Source organism: Pseudorhodoferax sp. Leaf274 (genome assembly GCF_001422445.1).
GTDB lineage: Bacteria > Pseudomonadota > Gammaproteobacteria > Burkholderiales > Burkholderiaceae_C > Pseudorhodoferax.
Genome location: NZ_LMNA01000030.1, coordinates 528,856 through 548,215, shown reverse-complemented (window position 1 = coordinate 548,215; position 19,360 = coordinate 528,856). Strand labels below are relative to the sequence as shown.

The following is a 19,360-nucleotide window of genomic DNA, read 5'->3' as shown; positions in this document are numbered from 1 at the left end:
GCCGCACCGAGGCTCAGCCGCCCCGCAGCATGCGCTGCAGCTTCAGGCGCAGCGGCGTGGCGGCCGGGGCGCAGACGCCGGTCAGTGCCTCGCGCTGCAGCACCTGTTCGACCCCGGCACGCAGATCCACGCGGCGCACGATGCGTCCTTCGCTGTAGACGAAGGCCTCGTCGGCCAGGGCCAGCGCATCGTCCACATCGTGCGTGATCATCAGCGCCGGGATCGCGGCCGCGCGGCAGGCAGCGGCCAGTTCGGCGCGCAGTTCCTCGCGCAGCATCGGGTTCAGGGCGGCGAACGGTTCGTCCAGCAGCAGCAGGTTGGGCTCGCAGGCCAGCGCCCGCGCCAGGGCCACGCGCTGGCGCTGGCCGCCCGACAGGGTGCCCGGCCGGCTGCCGGCCATCGCGGCAAGGCCGAAGTTCTGCAGCAGCGCCTCGATGCGCGCCTGCTGCGCGTCCGTCAGCCGCCGGTGGCGCCAGGAGGTCAGCCCGAACGCGATGTTCTGGCGCACGCTGAGGTGGGGAAACAGCGCGTAGTCCTGGAACAGGTAGCCGATGCGGCGGGCCGCCGGCGGCAGGTTGGTGCCGGCGGCGCTGTCGAACAGCGTGCGGCCGGCCACCCGCACATGGCCGGCCGCGGGCCGCAGCAGCCCGGCCATGGCCTGCAGCGTGAGCGACTTGCCCGAGCCCGACGGCCCGTACAGCGCGACGAACGCCGCATCGGAGGCGAACGCGGCCGACAGCGTGAAGCTGCGCCGCCCGTCCGCCACGGTCAGCTGCAGGTCGACATCGATGTGCGCGGCCATGCTCAGCGCGGTGCCAGCAGGCGGTTGGACAGCAGCAGCACCGTGATCGACAGCACCGAGGTGATGACGACCATCAGCAAGGCTAGCTCGTCCTGCCCGGCCTGGCTGGCGTCGTAGATGGCCATGGACAGCGTCTGCGTCTGCCCGGGGATGGAGCCGGCCACCATCAGCGATGCGCCGAACTCGCCCATGGCCCGCGCGAACGCCAGCAGCGTGCCGGCCAGGATGCCCGGCCAGGCCAGCGGCAGCGTGACGCGCAGGAACACCGACAGCGGCGACTGGCGCAGCGTGGCCGCCGCCGCCTCGAGCGAACGGTCGACACCCGCAAAGGCGGCGCTGGCCGACTTGAGCACCAGCGGCAGCGCCACGATGGCCGAGGCCACCACCGCGCCGTGCCAGCTGAAGATGATGGAGTAGTCGAAATGCTCGCGCAGCCAGGCGCCGAGCGGGCTGCGCCGGCCCGCGAGCACCAGGATGCCGTAGCCGACCACGGTGGGCGGCAGCACCATGGGCAGCATGCAGGCCGCCTCCAGCAACTGGCGGCCCGGAAAGCGGCAGCGGCCGACCAGCCAGCCCAGCGCGATGCCCAGCAGCAAGGCAACCCCGGTCGCGACCGTCGCCACCTGGATGGACAGGATCAGGGGATGCCAGTCCATGCCGGCCAGGAGTGCGCGCGTCGTGTCCATGAAAATACAGCGCAGATTCTGGCACAGCGCCTGGCGCCGACAGCCGCATGCGGTGCGGGTCGCAGTGCCCGGCTAAGGTGCCAGCAGGCGGTTCAGTGCGGTGATGTCGGCGGCGGCAGCCAGCCGCGCGGTGTTCTCGATGGCCCGGTAGCGCGTCACGAGCTCGATGCCCACGTCCGTCAGCGCCGTGCCGCCGCCGTGGGCGCCGCCAGCGGCGGTGTTCACCGCAGGCGTCGCCAGCGCGCGGTTGGTCTCATCGATGAGCACCCATGCGCGGCGGTAGGACATGCCCAGGTGGCGCGCCGCCGCTGAGATCGAGCCGGTCTCGGCCACGGCCTCCAGCAGGGCCACCTTGCCGGGACCGATGGCGATGCTCTCGTTGCGGTAGATGCGCAGACGAAACTGCACTTTGGATTTCATATGGCCGCACATTGTGCCGGCGGCCCCGGCCCGGCGCCGCCGGTCAGCGGTAGGCGCCGATGCGGCCGATCAGCCACCCCAGCGCCAGCGCCGCGGCCACGGTCTTCAGCGGCCGGGCGGCCACGTACTCGCGCGCACCCTCCAGCGCCTGGTTGGGCGTGGCGCGCACGCGGTCGATCTTCGCATCCAGGCGCTGCGCCGCCTCTGCCACGCCGTTGGCCATGCGGTCCACCGTCTGGTGGGCGCCGGCCGATGCGCGCTCCACGACCTGGTGCACCGGCTGGGCCACGCGGTCGATGGTGGAGTGCAGGTTCTCGCCGACCTCCTGCACACCGCGCTGCAGCTTGCCGGTGTCCAGGGTCGGTGCGAAGGCGGGGGTGTCGTTGTGCATGCTGAGCTCCTGTTTGTCGATGGATCGACAGTGGAGCGTACGCAGCCGGTCGCGCCGGCACTGTCGGAGAACGTCGATACGGCTGTAGGACGCGCGCGCTGGCCGCGCGCTAGTGCGTGTTCAGACGGCGGCCAGCCGGTCGATGCCGCGCTGGCGCTGCACGAACGCGGCGAACTCCGCGGCCGGCAGCGGCCTGCTGAACAGGTAGCCCTGCAACTCGTCGCAGCCGCGTTCGCACAGGAAGGTCTTCTGCGCCTCCTGCTCGACGCCTTCGGCCACCAGGTGCAGCTTCAGCGTGCGGGCCATCTGGATGATGGCCTCGGTCAACCCGCGGTCTTCCGGATCGCAGGCGAGGTCGGCGATGAAGGAGCGGTCGATCTTGAGCGTGTCGATCGGGAATTGCTTGAGCGTGGACAGCGACGAGTAGCCGGTGCCGAAATCGTCGATCGCGATGCGCACGCCCAGCGACTTGAGCGAGCGCAGCAGCCGGCGGCCGGCCTCGGCGTCCTGCATGATCGCGCTCTCGGTGATCTCCAGCTCCAGCAGCCGGCCGTCCATGCCGGTCTCGTGGAGGATGGACACGATGTCGGCCAGCAGGTCGGCATCGCCGAACTGGCGGGGCGAGAGGTTGACCGCCACCGTCAGGCCGGCCAGGCCCTGCGCCAACCAGGCCATGTTCTGCAGGCAGGCCTGGCGCAGCGCCCACTTGCCCAGCGGCACGATCAGGCCGGTTTCCTCGGCCACCGGAATGAACTGCTGCGGCGCCACCATGCCCAACTCGGGGTTGGGCCAGCGCAGGAGCGCCTCCATGCCCTTGATGCGGCCACTGCGCAGGTCCAGCTTGGGCTGGTAGTGCAGCTCCAGCTCCTGGCGTTCCAGCGCGCAGCGCAGCCGGGACTCCAGCTGCAGCCGGGCGATGGAGTTGTCGTCGTGGGCCGACGAGTAGAAGGCGAAGTTGCTCTTGCCGGCGGCCTTCGCCTGGTACATCGCGATGTCGGCGCGCTTCATGAGCGTGGACCCGTCGTGCCCGTCGCGGCCATAGCGGCTGATGCCCACGCTGGCGCTCACGCGCAACTCGTGCCCGGGGATCGCGAAAGGCCGCGCGACGGCCTGCAGGATCTTGAGCGCGACGGCCTCGGCATGGCGGTCGCCGCGCAGCTCGTCCACCAGCACCACGAATTCGTCGCCGCCCAGGCGTGCCACGGCATCGCCCTCGCGCAGCGTGTGGCGCAGCCGGCGCGCCACCTCCTGCAGCAGCGCATCGCCCGCACCGTGGCCCAGCGTGTCGTTGATCTGCTTGAAGCGGTCCAGGTCGAGGAAGAACAACCCGAAGGGATGGCGCTGGTGCGCGGCCCGCGCCACCGCCGTGGCCAGCATGGCACCGAACTGGTTGCGGTTCGGCAGGTCCGTCAGGCTGTCGTTGTAGGCCAGGTGCTGGATGCGCTCGGCCGCCTCCTGCTGGCGGGCGATGCCTTCTTGCAGCAACGCGTTGCTGCGCGCCAGCGCGGCGTTGCGTTCCTGCAGCGCGTCGTGCTGGCGCTGCAGGTCGGCCGCCATGCGGTTGACGGCCGAGGCCAGCCGGCCGATCTCGTCGTTGGAACGCACGCGCAGCCGCGCGCCATGGTTGCCCGCCGCGACCAGCGCGACCGTGCCTTCCAGCTCGGCCAGCGGCCGCACCAGCGCGTGCGTGACGCGAAAGGCCATGATCCAGCCCAGCACGGCCAGGATGAGGGTGGCCACCACGGTCAGCACCGCGGCCTGCTTGGCCTCGGCCATCAGCGTGTCGTAGACCTGGGTGTACTCGAACACCACGGCGTCGCCACCGTGGTCGCCGGCCGCGTCTTCGGGCGCCGGCAGGGGCACCACCACCTGGTGCGCCGGGGCACCATCGAACACGTCGGGGCCGATGAAGTCGCGCGGCTGCCCGTCCGCCACGGCCTGCGCGATCTCGGGCACCTCGTACGGCCGGCCGATGACGCGGCGGTCGGTCGCGGCAACCACCGTACCGCGGCCATCGACCAGGAAGATGTCGCGGTCGAACAACACGCCCAGGCTGTCGAAGTAGCTCTGCCGGTCGCGCTGGGCCGGGCCCGGCTGGTCCGACATGCGCGCCACGGCCAGCGCCACGTGCTGGGCCTCCTGCAGCGCCGCGCGCTGCGCACCGACCAGCTGCAGCACCACGGCAGCGCCTGCCAGCACCACGAAACCCGCCAGCATCACGAGGAAGGCACCCAGCAGCTTCAGGCGGATGCTCATCTCGGGAAACAGGTTCGGGAACAGGCTCATGCGGGATGGCGGCTTCTGGTGATGCCTGGACTGTGCCGCGCCAGCCCGCCCAGACTGTGGCGCAATCGTGTCCCGGCGCGCCTCAGCCCGCACCGATGCGGAACACCCCGACCTGCTGCGCCAGCTGGTCGGCCTGGCTGCGCATCGCCGCAGCCGACGCCGCCGACTGCTCCACCAGCGCAGCGTTCTGCTGGGTCACGCCATCCATGTCGGCGATGGCCTGGTTGATCTGGTCGATGCCCTGGGACTGCTCCTGGCTGGCGGCGGCGATCTCCGCCACGATGGCCGAGACGCGGTGCACGCTCTCCACGATCTCCTGCATGGTGCCCCCGGCCTGGTGCACCAGGCTGCTGCTGTGCTCGGCGTTCTGCACCGAAGCCTGGATCAGCGCACGCACCTCCTTGGCGGCCTCGGCCGAGCGCTGCGCGAGATGGCGCACCTCGCCCGCCACGACCGCGAAGCCACGGCCCTGTTCGCCGGCGCGCGCGGCCTCCACGGCCGCGTTGAGCGCGAGGATGTTGGTCTGGAACGCGATGCCGTCGATCACACCGATGATGTCCACGATCTTGCGCGAGGACGCGGTCAGCGTCTCCATCGTCGCCACCACCTCGGTCACCACTGCCCCGCCCTTGCCCGCCACCTGCGAGGCCGTGGCCGACAGCGCGCTGGCCTGGCGCGCGTTGTCGGCGTTCTGCTTGACGGTGCCGGTCAGTTGCTCCATGGAGGCCGCGGTCTGCTGCAGTGCGCTGGCCTGGCGCTCGGTGCGCGCCGACAGGTCGTGGTTGCCGGCCGCGATCTCGCTGGAGGCTGCGGCGATGGCGTCCGCCCCCTGGCGCACCCCGCCGACGATGCCGGCGATGCTGTCGCGCATGCCGCGCATGGCGTGCAACAGGCTGCCCTCGCCCCTTGGCGGCACGGCGATGGGCATGTCCAGCTCGCCCTGCGCGATGCGGCGCGCCACCTCGGCCGCATACGCGGGCTCGCCGCCCAGCTGGCGCAGCAGGCCGCGCGCGACGAGCAGGCCGATGCCGACCAGCACCGCGCCCAGCAGCAGCGCGGCCAGGCCGAAGCGCAGCAGGCGCTGGCGGAAGGCCGTCTCCACGGTGTCCACGTACACGCCAGAGCCGATGATCCAGCCCCAGGGCTGGAACGCCTGCACATAGGAGGTCTTGGGCACGGGCTGGTCGCTGCCCGGCTTGGGCCACAGGTAGGGCACGTGGCCGGCGCCCGAGGCCCGCGCGACGTTGACGAACTCGACGAACAGGCGCTTGCCCGTGGGGTCCTTGTTCTCCGAGAGGTTCTTGCCGTCCAGCTCGGGCCGGATCGGGTGCATCACCATGGTCGGCGTGAAGTCGTTGATCCAGAAATACTCGGCCCCGCTGTAGCGCATGGCCTTGATGGTGGCCATGGCCTGGCGCTTGGCCTCGGCCTCCGTCAGCCGTCCCGCCGCCGCCTCGCGCTGGTAGTACACCAGCACGCTGTGCGCCGCCTCCACGTTCTGGCGCACGCTGGCCTGGCGCTCGTCCATGATGAGCCCCCGCTCCGACCACAGGAAGGCGGCCGAGAGCGCCAGCACGCCGGCCAGCGCACAGGCGATCAGGATGCCCAGGCGCTGGGCGGTGCCGAGGGAACGCGGAGCAGGTGCTGCAGCCATGTCGCGTACGGCCCCTGTCGGCCGCCAGAGCTCAGAATGCACCCACAATATCCGAACACATTGGTTCGAAAATAGAGCGAAACCAGTAGTCGTCAGGGCACCGGGGTGAGTTTGGCCACGGCCAGCGCCAGCCACTTGGTGCCATGGCGCGGAAAGTCGATCTGGGCGCGTGCGTCGTCGCCGTTGCCTTCGAGCAACTTGACCGTGCCCTCGCCGAACTTGGTGTGGAACACCTTCATGCCGGCGCGCAGGCCGTGGGCCGGCGCGGCCTTCTGCGGCGGCAGCGGCGCGGCGGCCGAGGGGAAATTGCCGGCCTCGATGCCGAAGCGGCCTGGTGCGGCGCCCCGCATGCCGCCGAAGCCCGACTGCCGCGGCGTGATCCACTTGAGCGCGTCCTCGGGCAGCTCCTCGAAGAAGCGGCTGCGCAGGTTGTAGCGCGTCTGCCCGTGCAGCAGCCGGGTCTGCGAGAAGCTCAGGTACAGCCGGTCGCGGGCGCGCGTGATGGCCACATACATGAGCCGGCGCTCTTCCTCCAGCCCATCGCGCTCGGTCATGCTGTTCTCGTGCGGGAACAGGCCCTCCTCCATGCCGCCGATGAACACGCAGTCGAACTCCAGGCCCTTGGCCGAATGCACGGTCATGAGCTGCACGGCGTCCTGGCCGGCCTGGGCCTGGTTGTCGCCGGCCTCCAGCGCCGCGTGGGTCAGGAAGGCCGCCAGCGGCGACAGGGTCTCGCCCGTTTCCGGCGTGACATCGGGGGCGATGTCGGGCAACGGCGCATCGACCACGGGCGCGTTCGGGTCCAGGCCCTGGCTGGCAGGCGACTGGCTGAGCCCGGCCCCGTGCTCGTCCAGCGGCAGGGCCACGGCATCGCGGCCAAAGCCTTCCTGCGTCACGAAGCTCTCGGCCGCGTTGACCAGTTCCTCCAGGTTCTCGACCCGGTCGGCGCCTTCGCGGTCGGCCTTGTAGTGTTCGAGCAGGCCGCTGCCGTCCAGCACCTGCTCGATGATCTCGCGCAGCGTGAGGCCCGCGGTCTGCTCGCGCAGCACGTCCACGCGCGCGACGAAGGCCGTGAGGTTGCTGCCGGCCTTGCCCGTCAGGCTGCTGACCGCGTCGTTGAGCGAGCAGCCGTGCGTGCGCGCGGCGTCCTGCAGCTGCTCGATGCTGCGCGCGCCGATGCCGCGCGGCGGGAAGTTCACGACGCGCAGGAAGCTGGTGTCGTCGTGCCGGTTCTCCAGCAGGCGCAGGTAGGCCAGTGCGTGCTTGATCTCGGCCCGCTCGAAGAAGCGCAGCCCGCCGTACACGCGGTAGGGCATGGCGGCATTGAACAGCGCGGTCTCGATCACGCGGCTCTGCGCATTGCTGCGGTACAGGATCGCGATTTCCTTGCGCGGCACGTCGTCGCGCACGAGCTGGCGGATCTCGTCCACCATCCACTGCGCCTCGGCGAAGTCGCTGGTCTGCTCGACCACGCGCACCGGCTCGCCGGGGCCCCGGTCGGTGCGCAGGTTCTTGCCCAGGCGGCGGCTGTTGTGCTCGATCAGCGCGTTGGCCGAATCGAGGATGTTGCCGTGGCTGCGGTAGTTCTGCTCCAACTTGATCTGCTGGCGCACGTCGAACTCGCGCACGAAGTCCGACATGTTGCCCACGCGCGCGCCGCGGAAGGCATAGATGCTCTGGTCGTCGTCGCCCACCGCCAGCACGCTGCCGGCGTGGTGGGCCGGCTGGCTGTGGTCGGCCTCGGCCTTGCCGGCCAGCATCTTGATCCAGGCGTACTGCAGCGTGTTGGTGTCCTGGAACTCGTCGATCAGGATGTGGCGAAAGCGCCGCTGGTAGTGCTCGCGGATCGGGTCGTTGTCGCGCAAAAGCTCGAAGCTGCGCAGCAGCAGCTCGGCGAAGTCGACCACGCCCTCGCGCTGGCACTGCTCGTCGTACAGGCGGTACAGGTCGATCTTCTTGCGCGTGTCCTCGTCGCGGCCGTTGAGGTCGTGGGCGCGCAGGCCCTCCTCCTTGTTGCCGCTGATGTACCACTGCAGCTGCTTGGGCGGGAAGCGCTCGTCGTCGATGTTGTGCTGCTTGAGCAGCCGCTTGATGGCCGACAGCTGGTCCTGCGTATCCAGGATCTGGAAGCTCTGCGGCAGGTTGGCCAGCTTGTAGTGCGCGCGCAGGAAGCGGTTGCACAGGCCGTGGAAGGTGCCGATCCACATGCCGCGCACGTTGACGGGCAGCATCGCGCCCAGCCGCGTCATCATTTCCTTGGCGGCCTTGTTCGTGAAGGTCACGGCCAGGATGCCGCCGGGCGAGACCTGGCCGGTGGACAGGAGCCAGGCGATGCGGGTGGTCAGCACGCGCGTCTTGCCCGAGCCGGCGCCGGCCAGGATCAGCGCGTGCTCCTGCGGCAGGGTGACTGCCGCCAGCTGTTCGGGATTGAGCTGGCGCAGCAGCGGCGACGCGGCATCGGCCGCCGGGGGATCGAAAGGAAGCATCGGGCGATTGTAGGAAGCGGGCGCTGTGGTAATTTCCGCCGCAGTCACAGCCCCAGTCCCGCGCGCAGCGCGAAGGAGGCAGCCCATGTTTTCCGTCTACGGCGTCGGCGGACGCCAGTTCACCGGCTCGGCCGAGCAGTTGCGCCAGATCGAGCGGGTCAACGCGGCCGCGCGCACGCGCCGCATCGATCCCAACGAAGAGGTGCTGCCCGAGCGCGTCTCGGCCGACCCTGCGCTGAACACCCCGCTGGAGCCGGTCGCCGTGCCGGCCGCCGGCACCACGGTGGCGAGCCGGACCGCGCTGGCCGCCTATGCCCAGACGGGCGCGGCTGACACCCAGCGCCAGCCGCTCGTGCGGGTGGCCGAGATCATGCACACGCCCGCCCTCACGCTGCCCGAGAGCACGCCTGTGCTGGAAGCCTGGAAACTGCTGGCCTACCACGGCTACGCGCAGGCGCCCGTGGTCAGCGCCTCGGGCATGCTGGTGGGCCTGCTGCTGCGGGCGGACCTGCTGCGGGCCGAGCGTCTGGCGCTGCCCGCGCTCTCGCCCGAGACCTGGTCGGCGTTGATGGCCCAGCCCGTCGGCGAACTGATGTGGACGCCCGTGCCCAGCACCTCGGCCGACAACGAGATCCGGCGCGTGGCCGGCGTGCTGCACGAGGACGGCCTGCCCGGCCTGCCGGTGGTGGACGACGCCGGTTCGGTGATCGGCTTCGTCTCGCGCAGCGACATCGTGCGCGCCGTGGCGCACGAGCCCCCGCTGGATCTGTGGAGCTAGAAGGCCGCGTGGCTCACTGCAGCATCAGCGAACGTTCGCCCTTGCACTTGCCCGCGCGCGCCGGCGGGTTGCACAGGCCGCACAGGTAGGTGCGCGGGTTCTCGTAGAGCTCGGAGACGAACTTGCCGCCGCAGCTGCTGCAGGCGGTCATGTTGAGCATGTTGGCATCGACGAACTTGACCAGGCGCCAGGCCCGCGTGAACGACAGCAGCGGGTCGATCTCTGCCGCGCCCACCTGCTCCAGGTAGAGGCGGTAGGCCTTGGTCAGCATGTCGATCGGGTCCATGTCCATGCTTTTGGACAGGTACTCGTAGATGTTCAGGAACAGCGAGGAGTGGATGTTCTCCTGCCAGGACAGGAACCAGTCCGTGGAGAACGGCAGCTGGCCCTTGGACGGCGACTTGCCCGCCACTTCCTTGTACAGGCGCAGCAGCCGCTCGTACGAGAGGTCCGTCTCCGACTCCAGCACCTGCATGCGGGCACCCATCTGGATCAGCATCGCGGCGCGCTCGATCTGGCGCGAATCGTTCAGCACACTCTTGGTCGAGGCGGCGGCCATGGCTTTGCTCCTGCGGACGGGGGGATGCTTAGATGACTTCGGCCAGGCGGCCGGCCATCAGGATGTTGGCGTGCAGCTTGTTGGTGGCCTCGTTGCCGACCTTCTTCACGTCGTGGTTGGTCAGCAGGTTCCAGACCAGGTTGTCGTCCACGCGGAAATGGCACAGCAGCATGTTGCTGGAGGCCAGCTTGAGGATCTGCGCTGCCGACAGCGCACCCAGGATGTCGGCGGCCTCCTCCTGGATGCCCAGGCGGAACAGTGCGGCCGCCTTGTCCTGGCGGATCAGGTTCTGGGCCAGCATCAGGTAGGTGAGGTTGGCTTCGCGGATCTCGGCAATGATCTGGTCGGTGTTCATGGCGGCACTCCTTGGCAAGTCAGCGGATCCGGGCACTGCATCTACTGCAGGCGAAGGGTCGTGATCCGTTGAAATGGATTGTGGTTGCCGCCCAAAAGCTTTTGAGTCGGGGGATGGATGGACACCGCGTCTCCCCCGTCGGCCGGCCATGTAGGAAAAAGGCCTACAGCGTCGCCCGGCCTGCGACTACAGCGCCTCGGGCCTCAGGCTGCCGGCTTGTCCGGGTGTGGCGGCCTGCCGCCGCCATCCTGCTGCCGCTCTTCCTCGTCCTCGTCGAGCAGGAAGCGGTTGATCAGCTGGAACAGGCGTTCGTAGAAGTCCTGCGTGGCGATGGTCTCGCTGCCGATGCGCACCAGCGAATCGTCGCTGGCCGCGAACGGCAGCGAGAGCGTGCCCACCGCGCCCACGCCCAGGCTGGCGGCGGTGGCGCTCTTCTTGAGCGAGAAACGGTCCTGTTGCGCGGTGACGAAGCCCAGCGTGCTCTTGCCGCTGCGCGTCTCGGGCGCGCAGACGACGCGGATCTCCATCTGCACGTGGGTGTCCACGGCCGGCTGGAAATTCTTGCGGCCGTCCACCAGGTCCTTGGTGGCGGTGTTGATCAGGTAGCCCTGGCTCAGCAATGCGCGCCGCGCGGCCTCGCAGGTCTCCGACGGCGAGGCGCCGAAGCTGCGCGAGTAGGTGGAGCTCGAGTCGAAATGCTCTTGCGGCGCCAAGGGCTGGCGTGGCAACTGGCAGCCGGTCAGCAGCGCGAGCGACAGCGCGCCGAGGGCGAGGATGCGAGAAGGCCGTTGGATCATGTGCTTGGGAAGGGGCTGCGCGAAAGTGTAGGCCACGGACGTGGCAGGAAGTTCCGCACAGGCGCACCAGCGGCAAGGACTTGTTTCAGCCGGCGCGCAGGAGCTGCTGCGCGCCCTCGTCCAGGCCCGCGCACGGCGTGGCACGGGCCAGCGCCATCCAGACATGGAACGGCAACGCCAGGCGTTCGCGCCGCTGGGCGTTGCGCTGGACGCAGAGCTGGCCGTCCTCCTGCTGCACCAGCACGCCGCATTCGGCCGGCACATCGTCGGCATCGCCGATGGCATGCCCGCGCGCGTCGCGGCCCAGCACGTACCAGCACTGGCCGCCCAGGTCCAGGTAGGCCTGGCGCTTGGCTGGCCTGCGCAGGTCGCCGAGCAGGTCTGCGCGGCTGACCTTGATCTCGTGCACCACCGGGTCCACATAGCTGGCCACCGAGGTGTTGCGGATCGAGAAGACGTCGGGGCAGGCCATGCACCAGACCGGCGCGGCGCCTTCCGTCGCCGGCGGCAGCAGCGCGCGCAGGGCCAGCCCACGCCAGGCGATGCGCCCGGCCCGCCCCTGCTCGCGCGCGACACGCTCGACCAGCGCCTCGTGCGCCGACAGGGCGCGCTGGTTGCGCACGGCGGCCTGCGCCACGGCCTGGATGCCGGCCTCGGTCAGCCGCACGCTGTCGTGCCCGTCGGCCTGCTGGCGCTCCAGCAATCCCAGCGCGAGCAGCTCGAGTTCCACCACGTCCTGCCAGGGCCAGCCGGCCGAGCGGTAGACCTCGCGCAAGCGGCGGGCGTGTGCGCGGGAGAGTGCGGTGGCGGTACCCATATCGGTGCAATCGGAGCGGCATTGTGCCCTTGGCCGAAGGCCGGAAAGCCCAAGGCATACTGTGCGCCTCACGCACGAGCGACGGAGACCTCCATGCCCCTGAACCCTGATGATTCCGCCGGCTCGCAGTTGGCATTGCTGGCTGCAGTCAAGCTGCTGTTGGCGCCGCACCGTGGCGACCTGGACTCGATCAAGGGCCTGCGCCACGAACTCGACAACACGCGCGAACTGCTGGCCTCGCTGCCGGGCACGGAGCGCAAGCTGCTGTCCTTCGAAGTTACCGCAGAGGCGCTGATGGCGGTGCTGGCACCGCCCAGCCAGAGCCAGTATTGACCTCCTCGCCAAACGCCCCATGAAGCTTCGCCCCATTGCACTGCGCGCGCTGGCCCCGGCCGCGCTGGCGCTGCTGACCGCCTGCGGCAGCACCCAACTGCCGCCCTGGCCGGACCGCCCGACCGCGCGCACCGCGCCGGCCGTGGTCAACATGGGCAGCGCTGCGGCGCCGGCCGCCGCCCCCACGACGAGCCCGCCCGCGATCGGCAGTCCGGCCCCCGCCGTCGTCGTCGAGGCCGTGCCACCACCGGGAGCGGCCAGTGCGGCGGCGCCTGCCGTGCCCCCGGCGCCTTACGGTCCCGAGGTCGCCGCGCGCTTCCCCGACCCTGCGATCGTCTACAACACGCCGGGCCTGGCCGCCGGCCGCGACCAGTTCAGCAGCAACGGCGAGATCTCCACTTGGCTGCGCGACCTGGCTGCGGCCAGTGCGGGCGGCCGCAGCCGTGTCGGCCTGCTGGGCCTGGGCGCGTCGCAGAGCGGCACGCCGCTGGAGGCGCTGGTGCTCACGCGCGCCGCGTCCACCGACCCGGCCACGCTGCTGGCCAGCGGCAAGCCCACGGTGCTGCTGGTCGGCCAGCAGCACGGCGACGAGCCGGCGCCGGCCGAAGCCCTGCTGGTGCTGGCACGCGAACTCGCCCAGGGCCGGCTGGAGCCGCTGCTGGACCGCATCAACGTGGTGCTGCTGCCGCGCGCCAACCCCGACGGCGCGGCCGCCGGAAAGCGCGTGACCGCCAGCGGCATCGACATGAACCGCGACCACCTGCTGCTGCGCACGCCCGAGGCGCGCGCGCTGGCCCGGCTGCAACGCGACTACCAGCCCGCGGTGACCGTGGACGCGCACGAGTACACCGTGGTCGGCCGCTTCCTCGAGAAGTACGGCGCGATCCAGAAGTTCGACGCGCTGCTGCAATACGCCACCACGGCCAACCTGTCCGAGTTCATGCCGCGTGCCTCCGAGGAGTGGTTCCGCCGCCCGATGGCGGCCGCGCTGAACCGAGAGGGCCTGACCAGCGAGTGGTACTACACCACCTCCACCGACCCGAACGACCTGCGCATCTCCATGGGCGGCACGCAGCCCGACACCGGCCGCAACGTCTACGGTCTGCGCAACTCCGTCAGCCTGCTGCTGGAAACGCGGGGCGTGGGCATCGGCCGGCTGCACATCCAGCGCCGCGTGCACACCCAGGTCGTGGCCTTGTCCAGCGTGCTGCAGAGCGCCTCGCAGCGCGCCGATGACCTGGGCAAGGTGCGCTCGTACATGGACCGCGAGGCCGCGGGCAATGCCTGCCGCGGCGAGATGGTGACCAGCGCCGGCCCGACACCGCAGCGCCGCGCGCTGGTGATGCTGGACCCGGCCACCGGTGCCGACCGCCCCATCGACGTGGACTGGAATTCCGCGCTGGAACTGCGCCCGCTCAAGACCCGTAGCCGCCCCTGCGGCTACTGGCTGGCAGCGGCCGCCACCCAGGCCGTGGAACGCCTGCAGCAGCTGGGCGTGCAGGTCATGCGCGTGGCCGAGCCCGGTGCCGTGCTGGGCGAAAGCTACCGGGAAACCGCGCGTGCCAGCGGCGAGCGCAGCGACGTGCGCGGCAGCATCGCCGATGCCGCGCCCATCGTGCAGGTGGAGGTGGCGCTGTCACGCGGCGTGCTGGACACGCCGATGGGCAGCTACTACGTGCCCCTGTCGCAGCCGCTGGCCAACCTGGTCGTCGCCGCGCTGGAGCCCGACACGCAGAACAGCTACTTCGCCAACCGCGTGGTCGATGCGCTGCAGAGCCAGGCCCGCGTGGTGGGCGAACCCACGATGCGCCTGGAACCGCTGCCGGCCGGCGGCTTCTGAGCGCGTCCTACACCGGGCGACCACCGTGGCCGACAGCGGCTGCGCCCGGTGTGCACTGCAATGGGGGAACACTACAAGGAGTTCCCCATGCATGCCTTCGAACTCGACCCCGACATGCTGACGCTGGCCGGCGTCTTCTATCCCACCGGCTACGTGTTCGCGATGTTCCCGAGCGAGCAGGACGCCCGCAACATCGGCGAGACGCTGGAGCGCGAAGGCCTGTCGGAAAAGCCCGTCATGCTGCTGTCGCCCCAGCAGATCCTGGAGAAGGTCGTGCGCACGGTGGGCAGCGCAGACATTCCATTGCCTTCGGCCGGTACAGAAGCGGCCACCGTGCGCCAATATGCGGCGCTCGCGGGCCAGGGCCATTGGGCCGTGATGGTGCATGCACCCGATGCCGACGAGACGGAGGCCGTGATGCGCGTGGTGCGCACGGCGCCGTTCTCGTTTGCGGAAAAGTACCGCCGGCTCGTCATCGAAGACCTGGCTTGAACCTGGCTTGAACCTGGCTCAGTGGCCCGGGCCGATCAGGCCATTCGGACCCTGTTCTCGCCGCTCGATCTGCCTGGCTCAGGGTGCCGGCGATGGCAGCGGCTGCCCCTTGCTGGGCTCTGCGGCATTGCGCCGCAGCACGCTGGCCTTGCGTTCCTCTGCCTCGCGCACGCGTGCCTCGTTGCGGCGCGCTTCCTCGTCCGCCTGCGCAGCCCTTTCGGCGCGCTGTGCCTGGGCTTGCGTGTGGCGCTCCTGCTTGCGCTCCATGCGTTCCTGGTAGTCGTGGATGGCGGCCTGGTCGGGCACGCGTGGTGCGGGATCGCCGGCCTGCGGCAGCTTGCCACCGCCCGGCCGCGGCGCAGCGTTGGGCGTGCGGGGCTCGGCCACCGGACGCTCTGCCTGCTCGGCCGCACGCGCGCGGCTTTTTTCTTCGAGGCTGTCCATGCGCTCTGCCGCGCGCCGGTGGCGCTCGCTGTCGTTGAGCACGATCTCCTGGCGGCGCAGGTCGGCCAGGGCTTCGTGCTGCCAGGCCCGGTTGCGGCGCAGGCAGTCGTTGACCGCGAAGCGCTGGTGGCAGGCGCGTTCCTCGGCCGCAAAACGCTTGGCGACGTTGGCGCGTTCGCTGGCGATGCGCGCCTTCTCGGCCGCCAGTTGCTCCTGGCTGACGGGGGTGGTGCTCTGGCCCCAGGCGCTTGCCGCCACGAGCAGCGCCAGGCTGGCGCACAGGCGTGCGGCGTTCATGTGAGCCCCGTGTCCACGGTGCGGTGCTCCAGCGCTAGGAATTCGACCGATTGCATTTCGTTCAAGCGTGACACGGTTCGCGGAAACTCGTGCGCCAAGGGGCCTTCCGTATACAGCTCTTCGGGCGGCGTCGCGGCCGACATGATCAGCTTGACGCGCCGGTCGTACAGCACGTCCACCAGCCAGGTGAAGCGCCTGGCCTCGGAGGCCATGCGCACCGGCATGGCCGGCACATCGGACAGCAGCACCGTGTGGAAGCGGCTGGCCAGTTCCAGGTAGTCGTTCTGCGAGCGCGGGCCGCCGCACAGCGTGCGGAAATCGAACCACACCACGCCGCCCGCCTTGCGGCGCGCGCGGATCTCGCGTGCCTCGATGTGCAGCAGCGGGTCCTCGTCGCTGTGGTCGGCCAGGCGGTCGAAGGCCTCGGTCATCTGCGCATCGGCCTCGGGGCCGAGCGGCGTGTGGTAGAGCTTCACCTGCTCCATGGTGCGGCGCCGGTAGTCGGTGCCGTTGTCCACGTTGACCACCTCCATCTGCGCGTTCAAGAGCGCGATGGCGGGCAGGATGCGGTCGCGGTGCAGGCCGTCCGGATACAGCCCGTCGGGGATGAAGTTGGAGGTGGTGACGAAGCCCACGTCGTTGTCGAACAGCGACTGCAGCAGCCGGTGCAGGATCATCGCGTCCGTGATGTCGGCGACGTGGAACTCGTCGAAGCAGATCAGCTTGTAGCGCTTGGAAATGCGCCTGCCGAGCTCGTCCAGCGGGTTCACCGTGCCCTGCAGGTCCACCAGTTCGCGGTGCACCTCGCGCATGAACTCGTGGAAGTGCAGCCGCGTCTTGCGCTTGATCGGCACGGCGTTGAAGAAGCAATCCATCAGGAAGCTCTTGCCGCGCCCTACCCCGCCGTACATGTACACGCCCTTGGGAATGGGCAGGCGGTGGATCAGCTTCTTGAACGCGTTGGAACGCTTGTCCTTGTAGGCCGCCCACTCGGCGGCGCAGCGCTCCAGCGCGGCCACCGCGCGCAGCTGCGCGGGGTCGCTCTGGTAGCCGCGGGAGGCCAGCTCCGCATCGTAGGCCGACCTGACCGGGCCCGTCATCCCTGGCGCCAGCTCAGAAGTTCAAGGTGCGCTTGTCGACGGCCAGCGCAGCTTCCTTGGTGGCTTCGCTGAGCGAGGGGTGGGCGTGGCAGATGCGCGCGATGTCCTCGGCGCTGGCCTTGAACTCCATGGCCACCACGGCCTCGGAGATCAGCTCGCTGGCCATGGGGCCGACGATGTGCACGCCCAGGATCTCGTCGGTCTTGGCGTCGGCCAGGAACTTGACCATGCCGGTCGTGTCGCCCAGCGCGCGCGCCCGACCGTTGGCCAGGAACGGGAACGTGCCGGCCTTGTAGGCCACGCCATCGGCCTTGAGCTGCTGCTCGGTGCGGCCGACCCACGCGATCTCGGGGCTGGTGTAGATGACCCACGGCACGGTGTTGAAGTTGACATGGCCGTGCTGGCCGGCGATGCGCTCGGCCACGGCCACGCCCTCTTCCTCGGCCTTGTGCGCGAGCATGGGGCCGCGCACCACGTCGCCGACGGCCCAGACGTTGGGCAGGCTGGTCTTGCAGTCGTCGTCGACCACGATGGCGCCACGCTCGTCCAGCTTGAGGCCCACGGCCTCGGCGTTCAGGCCGACCGTGTTCGGCACGCGGCCGATCGAGACGATCAGCTTGTCCACGTCCAGCGTCTGCGCTTCGCCCTTGGCGTTGGTGTAGGCCACGGACACACCGCCCTTGCCGGCCTTGACCTCGCCGACCTTGACGCCCAGTTCGATCTTCAGGCCCTGCTTGTCGAAGGCCTTCTTGGCTTCCTTGGCGATCTGCTCGTCGACCGCGCCCAGGAAGGTCGGCAGGCCTTCGAGGATGGTCACGTCAGCACCCAGGCGGCGCCAGACCGAACCCATCTCCAGGCCGATCACGCCGGAGCCGATCAGCGCGAGCTTCTTGGGCACCGCACCGACGCGCAGCGCGCCGTCGTTGGACAGCACGGTCTCTTCGTCGAAGGGCACGCCGGGCAGCGCGCGCGCGTTCGAGCCCGTGGCCAGGATGATGTGCTTGCCGGTGATGGACTCTTCCTTGGCGCCCGCGACCTTGATCTCATAGACACCGCCTTCGGCCTTGGCGAAGGAGCCGCGGCCGTGGAAGAAGGTGACCTTGTTCTTCTTGAACAGGTACAGGATGCCGTCGTTGTTCTGCTTCACGACGGTGTCCTTGCGGGCCAGCATCTTGGCCACGTCGATCTTGACGTCGGAGGCCGTGATGCCGTGGTCGGCAAAGTGCTTGTTGGCGTGCTCGAAGTGCTCGGACGACTGCAGCAGCGCCTTGGAGGGGATGCAACCCACGTTGGTGCAGGTGCCGCCCGGGGCCGGGCCGCCCTTGCCGTTCTTCCATTCGTCGATGCAGGCGACCTGGAAACCGAGTTGGGCGGCGCGGATCGCGGCGATGTAGCCGCCGGGGCCGCCGCCGATGACGACGACGTCAAATGCTTGGGACATGGTGAGAAATTCCTGGATTGAAATGGAACAACGCCCCGCGGGCGGGGCGTTGGCTGTGGCTGCGCGCGATCAGATGTCGAACAGCAGGCGCGACGGGTCTTCCAGCGCTTCCTTCATCGCGACCAGGCCCAGCACGGCTTCGCGGCCGTCGATGATGCGGTGGTCGTAGCTCATCGCCAGGTAGTTGATCGGGCGGATCACGATCTGGCCGTTCTCCACCACCGCGCGGTCCTTGGTAGCATGCACGCCCAGGATGGCCGACTGCGGCGGGTTGATGATGGGCGTGGACAGCATGGAGCCGAACGTGCCGCCGTTGGAGATCGAGAAGGTGCCGCCGGTCATCTCCTCGATGCCGAGCTTGCCGTCCGCGGCCTTCTTGCCGTACTCGGCGATTTTCTTCTCGATCGCGGCGAAGCTCATCTGGTCGGCGTTGCGCAGGATGGGCACCACCAGGCCACGCGGCGAACCGACCGCGATGCCGATGTCGAAGTAGCCGTGGTAGACGATGTCGTTGCCGTCGACCGATGCGTTGAGCACCGGGTACTTCTTGAGCGCATGGACTGCGGCCTTCACGAAGAAGCTCATGAAGCCGATCTTGACGCCGTGTTCCTTGGTGAACTGGTCCTGGAACTTCTTGCGCATCTCCATGACCGGCGCCATGTTGACTTCGTTGAAGGTGGTCAGGATGGCATTGGTCGACTGCGATTGCAGCAGCCGCTCGGCCACGCGGGCGCGCAGGCGGCTCATGGGCACGCGCTGCTCGGGGCGGTCGCCCAGGTCGGGCGCCACGGGGGCGGCCACCTGCGGCAGCGCGGCCTTGGGCGCGCCCGTCGGGATCGCCACGGGGGCGGGGGCGGGCTTGGCTGCGCCTGCGGCCACGGCGCCCAGCACGTCGCCCTTGGTCACGCGGCCGTCCTTGCCGGTGCCGGCCACGGCGCTGGCGGGCAGGTTGTTCTCGGCCAGCAGCTTGGCGGCGGCCGGCATGGCCACGTCGCCCTTGCTGCCGCCGGCGGCCGGTGCCGCAGCGGGTGCGCTGGCGGCAGCCGGCGCGGGAGCTGCAGCCGCCGCCGCAGGTGCGGCAGCGGGCGCGGCGGATGCAGCCGCACCGGCCTTGCCTTCGGTATCGATCTTTGCGATCAGCTGGTCGGCCACCACGGTGGCACCGTCACCCTGCACGATCTCGGCCAGCACGCCGGCGGCGGGCGCCGGCACTTCGAGCACGACCTTGTCGGTCTCGATCTCGATCAGGATCTCATCGATGGCCACGGCCTCGCCGGCCTTCTTCTTCCACTGCAACATCGTGGCTTCTGCCACCGATTCCGACAGTTGCGGAACCTTCACTTCAACGATCGCCATTTTTCTGTTTCCGGTTTGTTCTGTTC

At 69.8% G+C, this 19,360-nt stretch carries 19 protein-coding genes; 4 read left to right on the top strand and 15 right to left on the bottom strand.

Translation table 11 applies throughout. The features are described 5' to 3' along the window. Window positions 1-13 precede the first annotated feature (13 nt). From ASF44_RS29250 to ASF44_RS29220, 7 genes are all read right to left on the bottom strand, one after another. Window positions 14-802, bottom strand: coding sequence for an ABC transporter ATP-binding protein (locus ASF44_RS29250; protein ID WP_056902770.1), 789 nt, complete (start codon window positions 800-802; stop codon window positions 14-16). A gap of 2 nt (window positions 803-804) precedes the next feature. After that, the gene (gene modB, locus ASF44_RS29245; RefSeq protein ID WP_056902769.1) at window positions 805-1,488 is read right to left on the bottom strand and encodes a molybdate ABC transporter permease subunit; all 684 of its coding nucleotides are present in this window, start codon (window positions 1,486-1,488) and stop codon (window positions 805-807) included. A 72-nt stretch (window positions 1,489-1,560) separates the two neighbouring features. After that, a complete protein-coding gene (locus tag ASF44_RS29240; protein ID WP_056902768.1) occupies window positions 1,561-1,908 on the bottom strand; it encodes a winged helix-turn-helix domain-containing protein in 348 nt (115 codons plus the stop codon). A 43-nt stretch (window positions 1,909-1,951) separates the two neighbouring features. Next, window positions 1,952-2,299: a YqjD family protein gene (locus ASF44_RS29235; RefSeq protein WP_056902767.1), complete on the bottom strand. Its 348-nt coding sequence runs from the start codon at window positions 2,297-2,299 to the stop codon at window positions 1,952-1,954. A 120-nt stretch (window positions 2,300-2,419) separates the two neighbouring features. Continuing rightward, entirely contained in the window at window positions 2,420-4,585 is a 2,166-nt protein-coding gene (locus ASF44_RS29230) for a bifunctional diguanylate cyclase/phosphodiesterase (RefSeq protein WP_056902766.1), read from the bottom strand. 82 nt (window positions 4,586-4,667) lie between these two features. Next, window positions 4,668-6,239 (bottom strand): methyl-accepting chemotaxis protein, encoded by a 1,572-nt coding sequence (locus ASF44_RS29225; RefSeq protein WP_056902765.1) that lies wholly within the window; start codon window positions 6,237-6,239, stop codon window positions 4,668-4,670. A 92-nt stretch (window positions 6,240-6,331) separates the two neighbouring features. Then, on the bottom strand, window positions 6,332-8,725 hold the full coding sequence (locus ASF44_RS29220) for a UvrD-helicase domain-containing protein (RefSeq protein WP_056902764.1): 2,394 nt from the start codon (window positions 8,723-8,725) through the stop codon (window positions 6,332-6,334). A gap of 85 nt (window positions 8,726-8,810) precedes the next feature. On the opposite strand from ASF44_RS29220, the gene ASF44_RS29215 reads away from it, so the two are divergent. Continuing rightward, on the top strand, window positions 8,811-9,503 hold the full coding sequence (locus ASF44_RS29215) for an HPP family protein (RefSeq protein ID WP_056902763.1): 693 nt from the start codon (window positions 8,811-8,813) through the stop codon (window positions 9,501-9,503). A 13-nt stretch (window positions 9,504-9,516) separates the two neighbouring features. On the opposite strand, the gene flhC is transcribed toward ASF44_RS29215, so the two are convergent. The 4 genes from flhC to ASF44_RS29195 form a co-directional block, all read right to left on the bottom strand. Next, complete coding sequence (flhC, locus tag ASF44_RS29210) at window positions 9,517-10,062, bottom strand: flagellar transcriptional regulator FlhC (RefSeq protein WP_056902762.1); 546 nt, start codon at window positions 10,060-10,062, stop codon at window positions 9,517-9,519. A 28-nt stretch (window positions 10,063-10,090) separates the two neighbouring features. Next, window positions 10,091-10,417, bottom strand: a complete 327-nt coding sequence (gene flhD, locus ASF44_RS29205) for a flagellar transcriptional regulator FlhD (protein ID WP_056902761.1) — start codon at window positions 10,415-10,417, stop codon at window positions 10,091-10,093. Between the two features lie 203 nt (window positions 10,418-10,620). Continuing rightward, entirely contained in the window at window positions 10,621-11,250 is a 630-nt protein-coding gene (locus ASF44_RS29200; protein WP_235579388.1) for a DUF2242 domain-containing protein, read from the bottom strand. 49 nt (window positions 11,251-11,299) lie between these two features. After that, window positions 11,300-11,989: a hypothetical protein gene (locus ASF44_RS29195; protein ID WP_369820969.1), complete on the bottom strand. Its 690-nt coding sequence runs from the start codon at window positions 11,987-11,989 to the stop codon at window positions 11,300-11,302. Between the two features lie 135 nt (window positions 11,990-12,124). Between ASF44_RS29195 and ASF44_RS29190 the strand changes: the two genes are divergently transcribed. The 3 genes from ASF44_RS29190 (at window position 12,125) to ASF44_RS29180 (ending at window position 14,696) form a co-directional block, all read left to right on the top strand. Beyond that, window positions 12,125-12,364, top strand: coding sequence for a hypothetical protein (locus ASF44_RS29190; protein WP_056902758.1), 240 nt, complete (start codon window positions 12,125-12,127; stop codon window positions 12,362-12,364). 19 nt (window positions 12,365-12,383) lie between these two features. Continuing rightward, on the top strand, window positions 12,384-14,204 hold the full coding sequence (locus ASF44_RS29185; protein ID WP_056902757.1) for a M14 family metallopeptidase: 1,821 nt from the start codon (window positions 12,384-12,386) through the stop codon (window positions 14,202-14,204). 87 nt (window positions 14,205-14,291) lie between these two features. Beyond that, on the top strand, window positions 14,292-14,696 hold the full coding sequence (locus ASF44_RS29180) for a hypothetical protein (protein WP_056902756.1): 405 nt from the start codon (window positions 14,292-14,294) through the stop codon (window positions 14,694-14,696). A gap of 78 nt (window positions 14,697-14,774) precedes the next feature. Here ASF44_RS29180 and ASF44_RS29175 read toward each other — a convergent pair whose 3' ends face one another. The 4 genes from ASF44_RS29175 to odhB form a co-directional block, all read right to left on the bottom strand. After that, entirely contained in the window at window positions 14,775-15,437 is a 663-nt protein-coding gene (locus tag ASF44_RS29175) for a hypothetical protein (RefSeq protein WP_056902755.1), read from the bottom strand. After that, the gene (zapE, locus tag ASF44_RS29170; protein WP_056902754.1) at window positions 15,434-16,537 is read right to left on the bottom strand and encodes a cell division protein ZapE; all 1,104 of its coding nucleotides are present in this window, start codon (window positions 16,535-16,537) and stop codon (window positions 15,434-15,436) included. The genes ASF44_RS29175 and zapE overlap by 4 nt, the downstream gene beginning before the upstream one ends. A 13-nt stretch (window positions 16,538-16,550) precedes the next feature. After that, window positions 16,551-17,978 carry a dihydrolipoyl dehydrogenase gene (lpdA, locus tag ASF44_RS29165; protein WP_056902753.1) on the bottom strand — a complete coding sequence of 476 codons (1,428 nt, stop codon included), beginning with the start codon at window positions 17,976-17,978 and terminating at the stop codon, window positions 16,551-16,553. A 69-nt stretch (window positions 17,979-18,047) separates the two neighbouring features. Then, the gene (gene odhB / locus ASF44_RS29160) at window positions 18,048-19,334 is read right to left on the bottom strand and encodes a 2-oxoglutarate dehydrogenase complex dihydrolipoyllysine-residue succinyltransferase (RefSeq protein WP_056902752.1); all 1,287 of its coding nucleotides are present in this window, start codon (window positions 19,332-19,334) and stop codon (window positions 18,048-18,050) included. Between the last annotated feature and the right edge of the window lie 26 nt (window positions 19,335-19,360).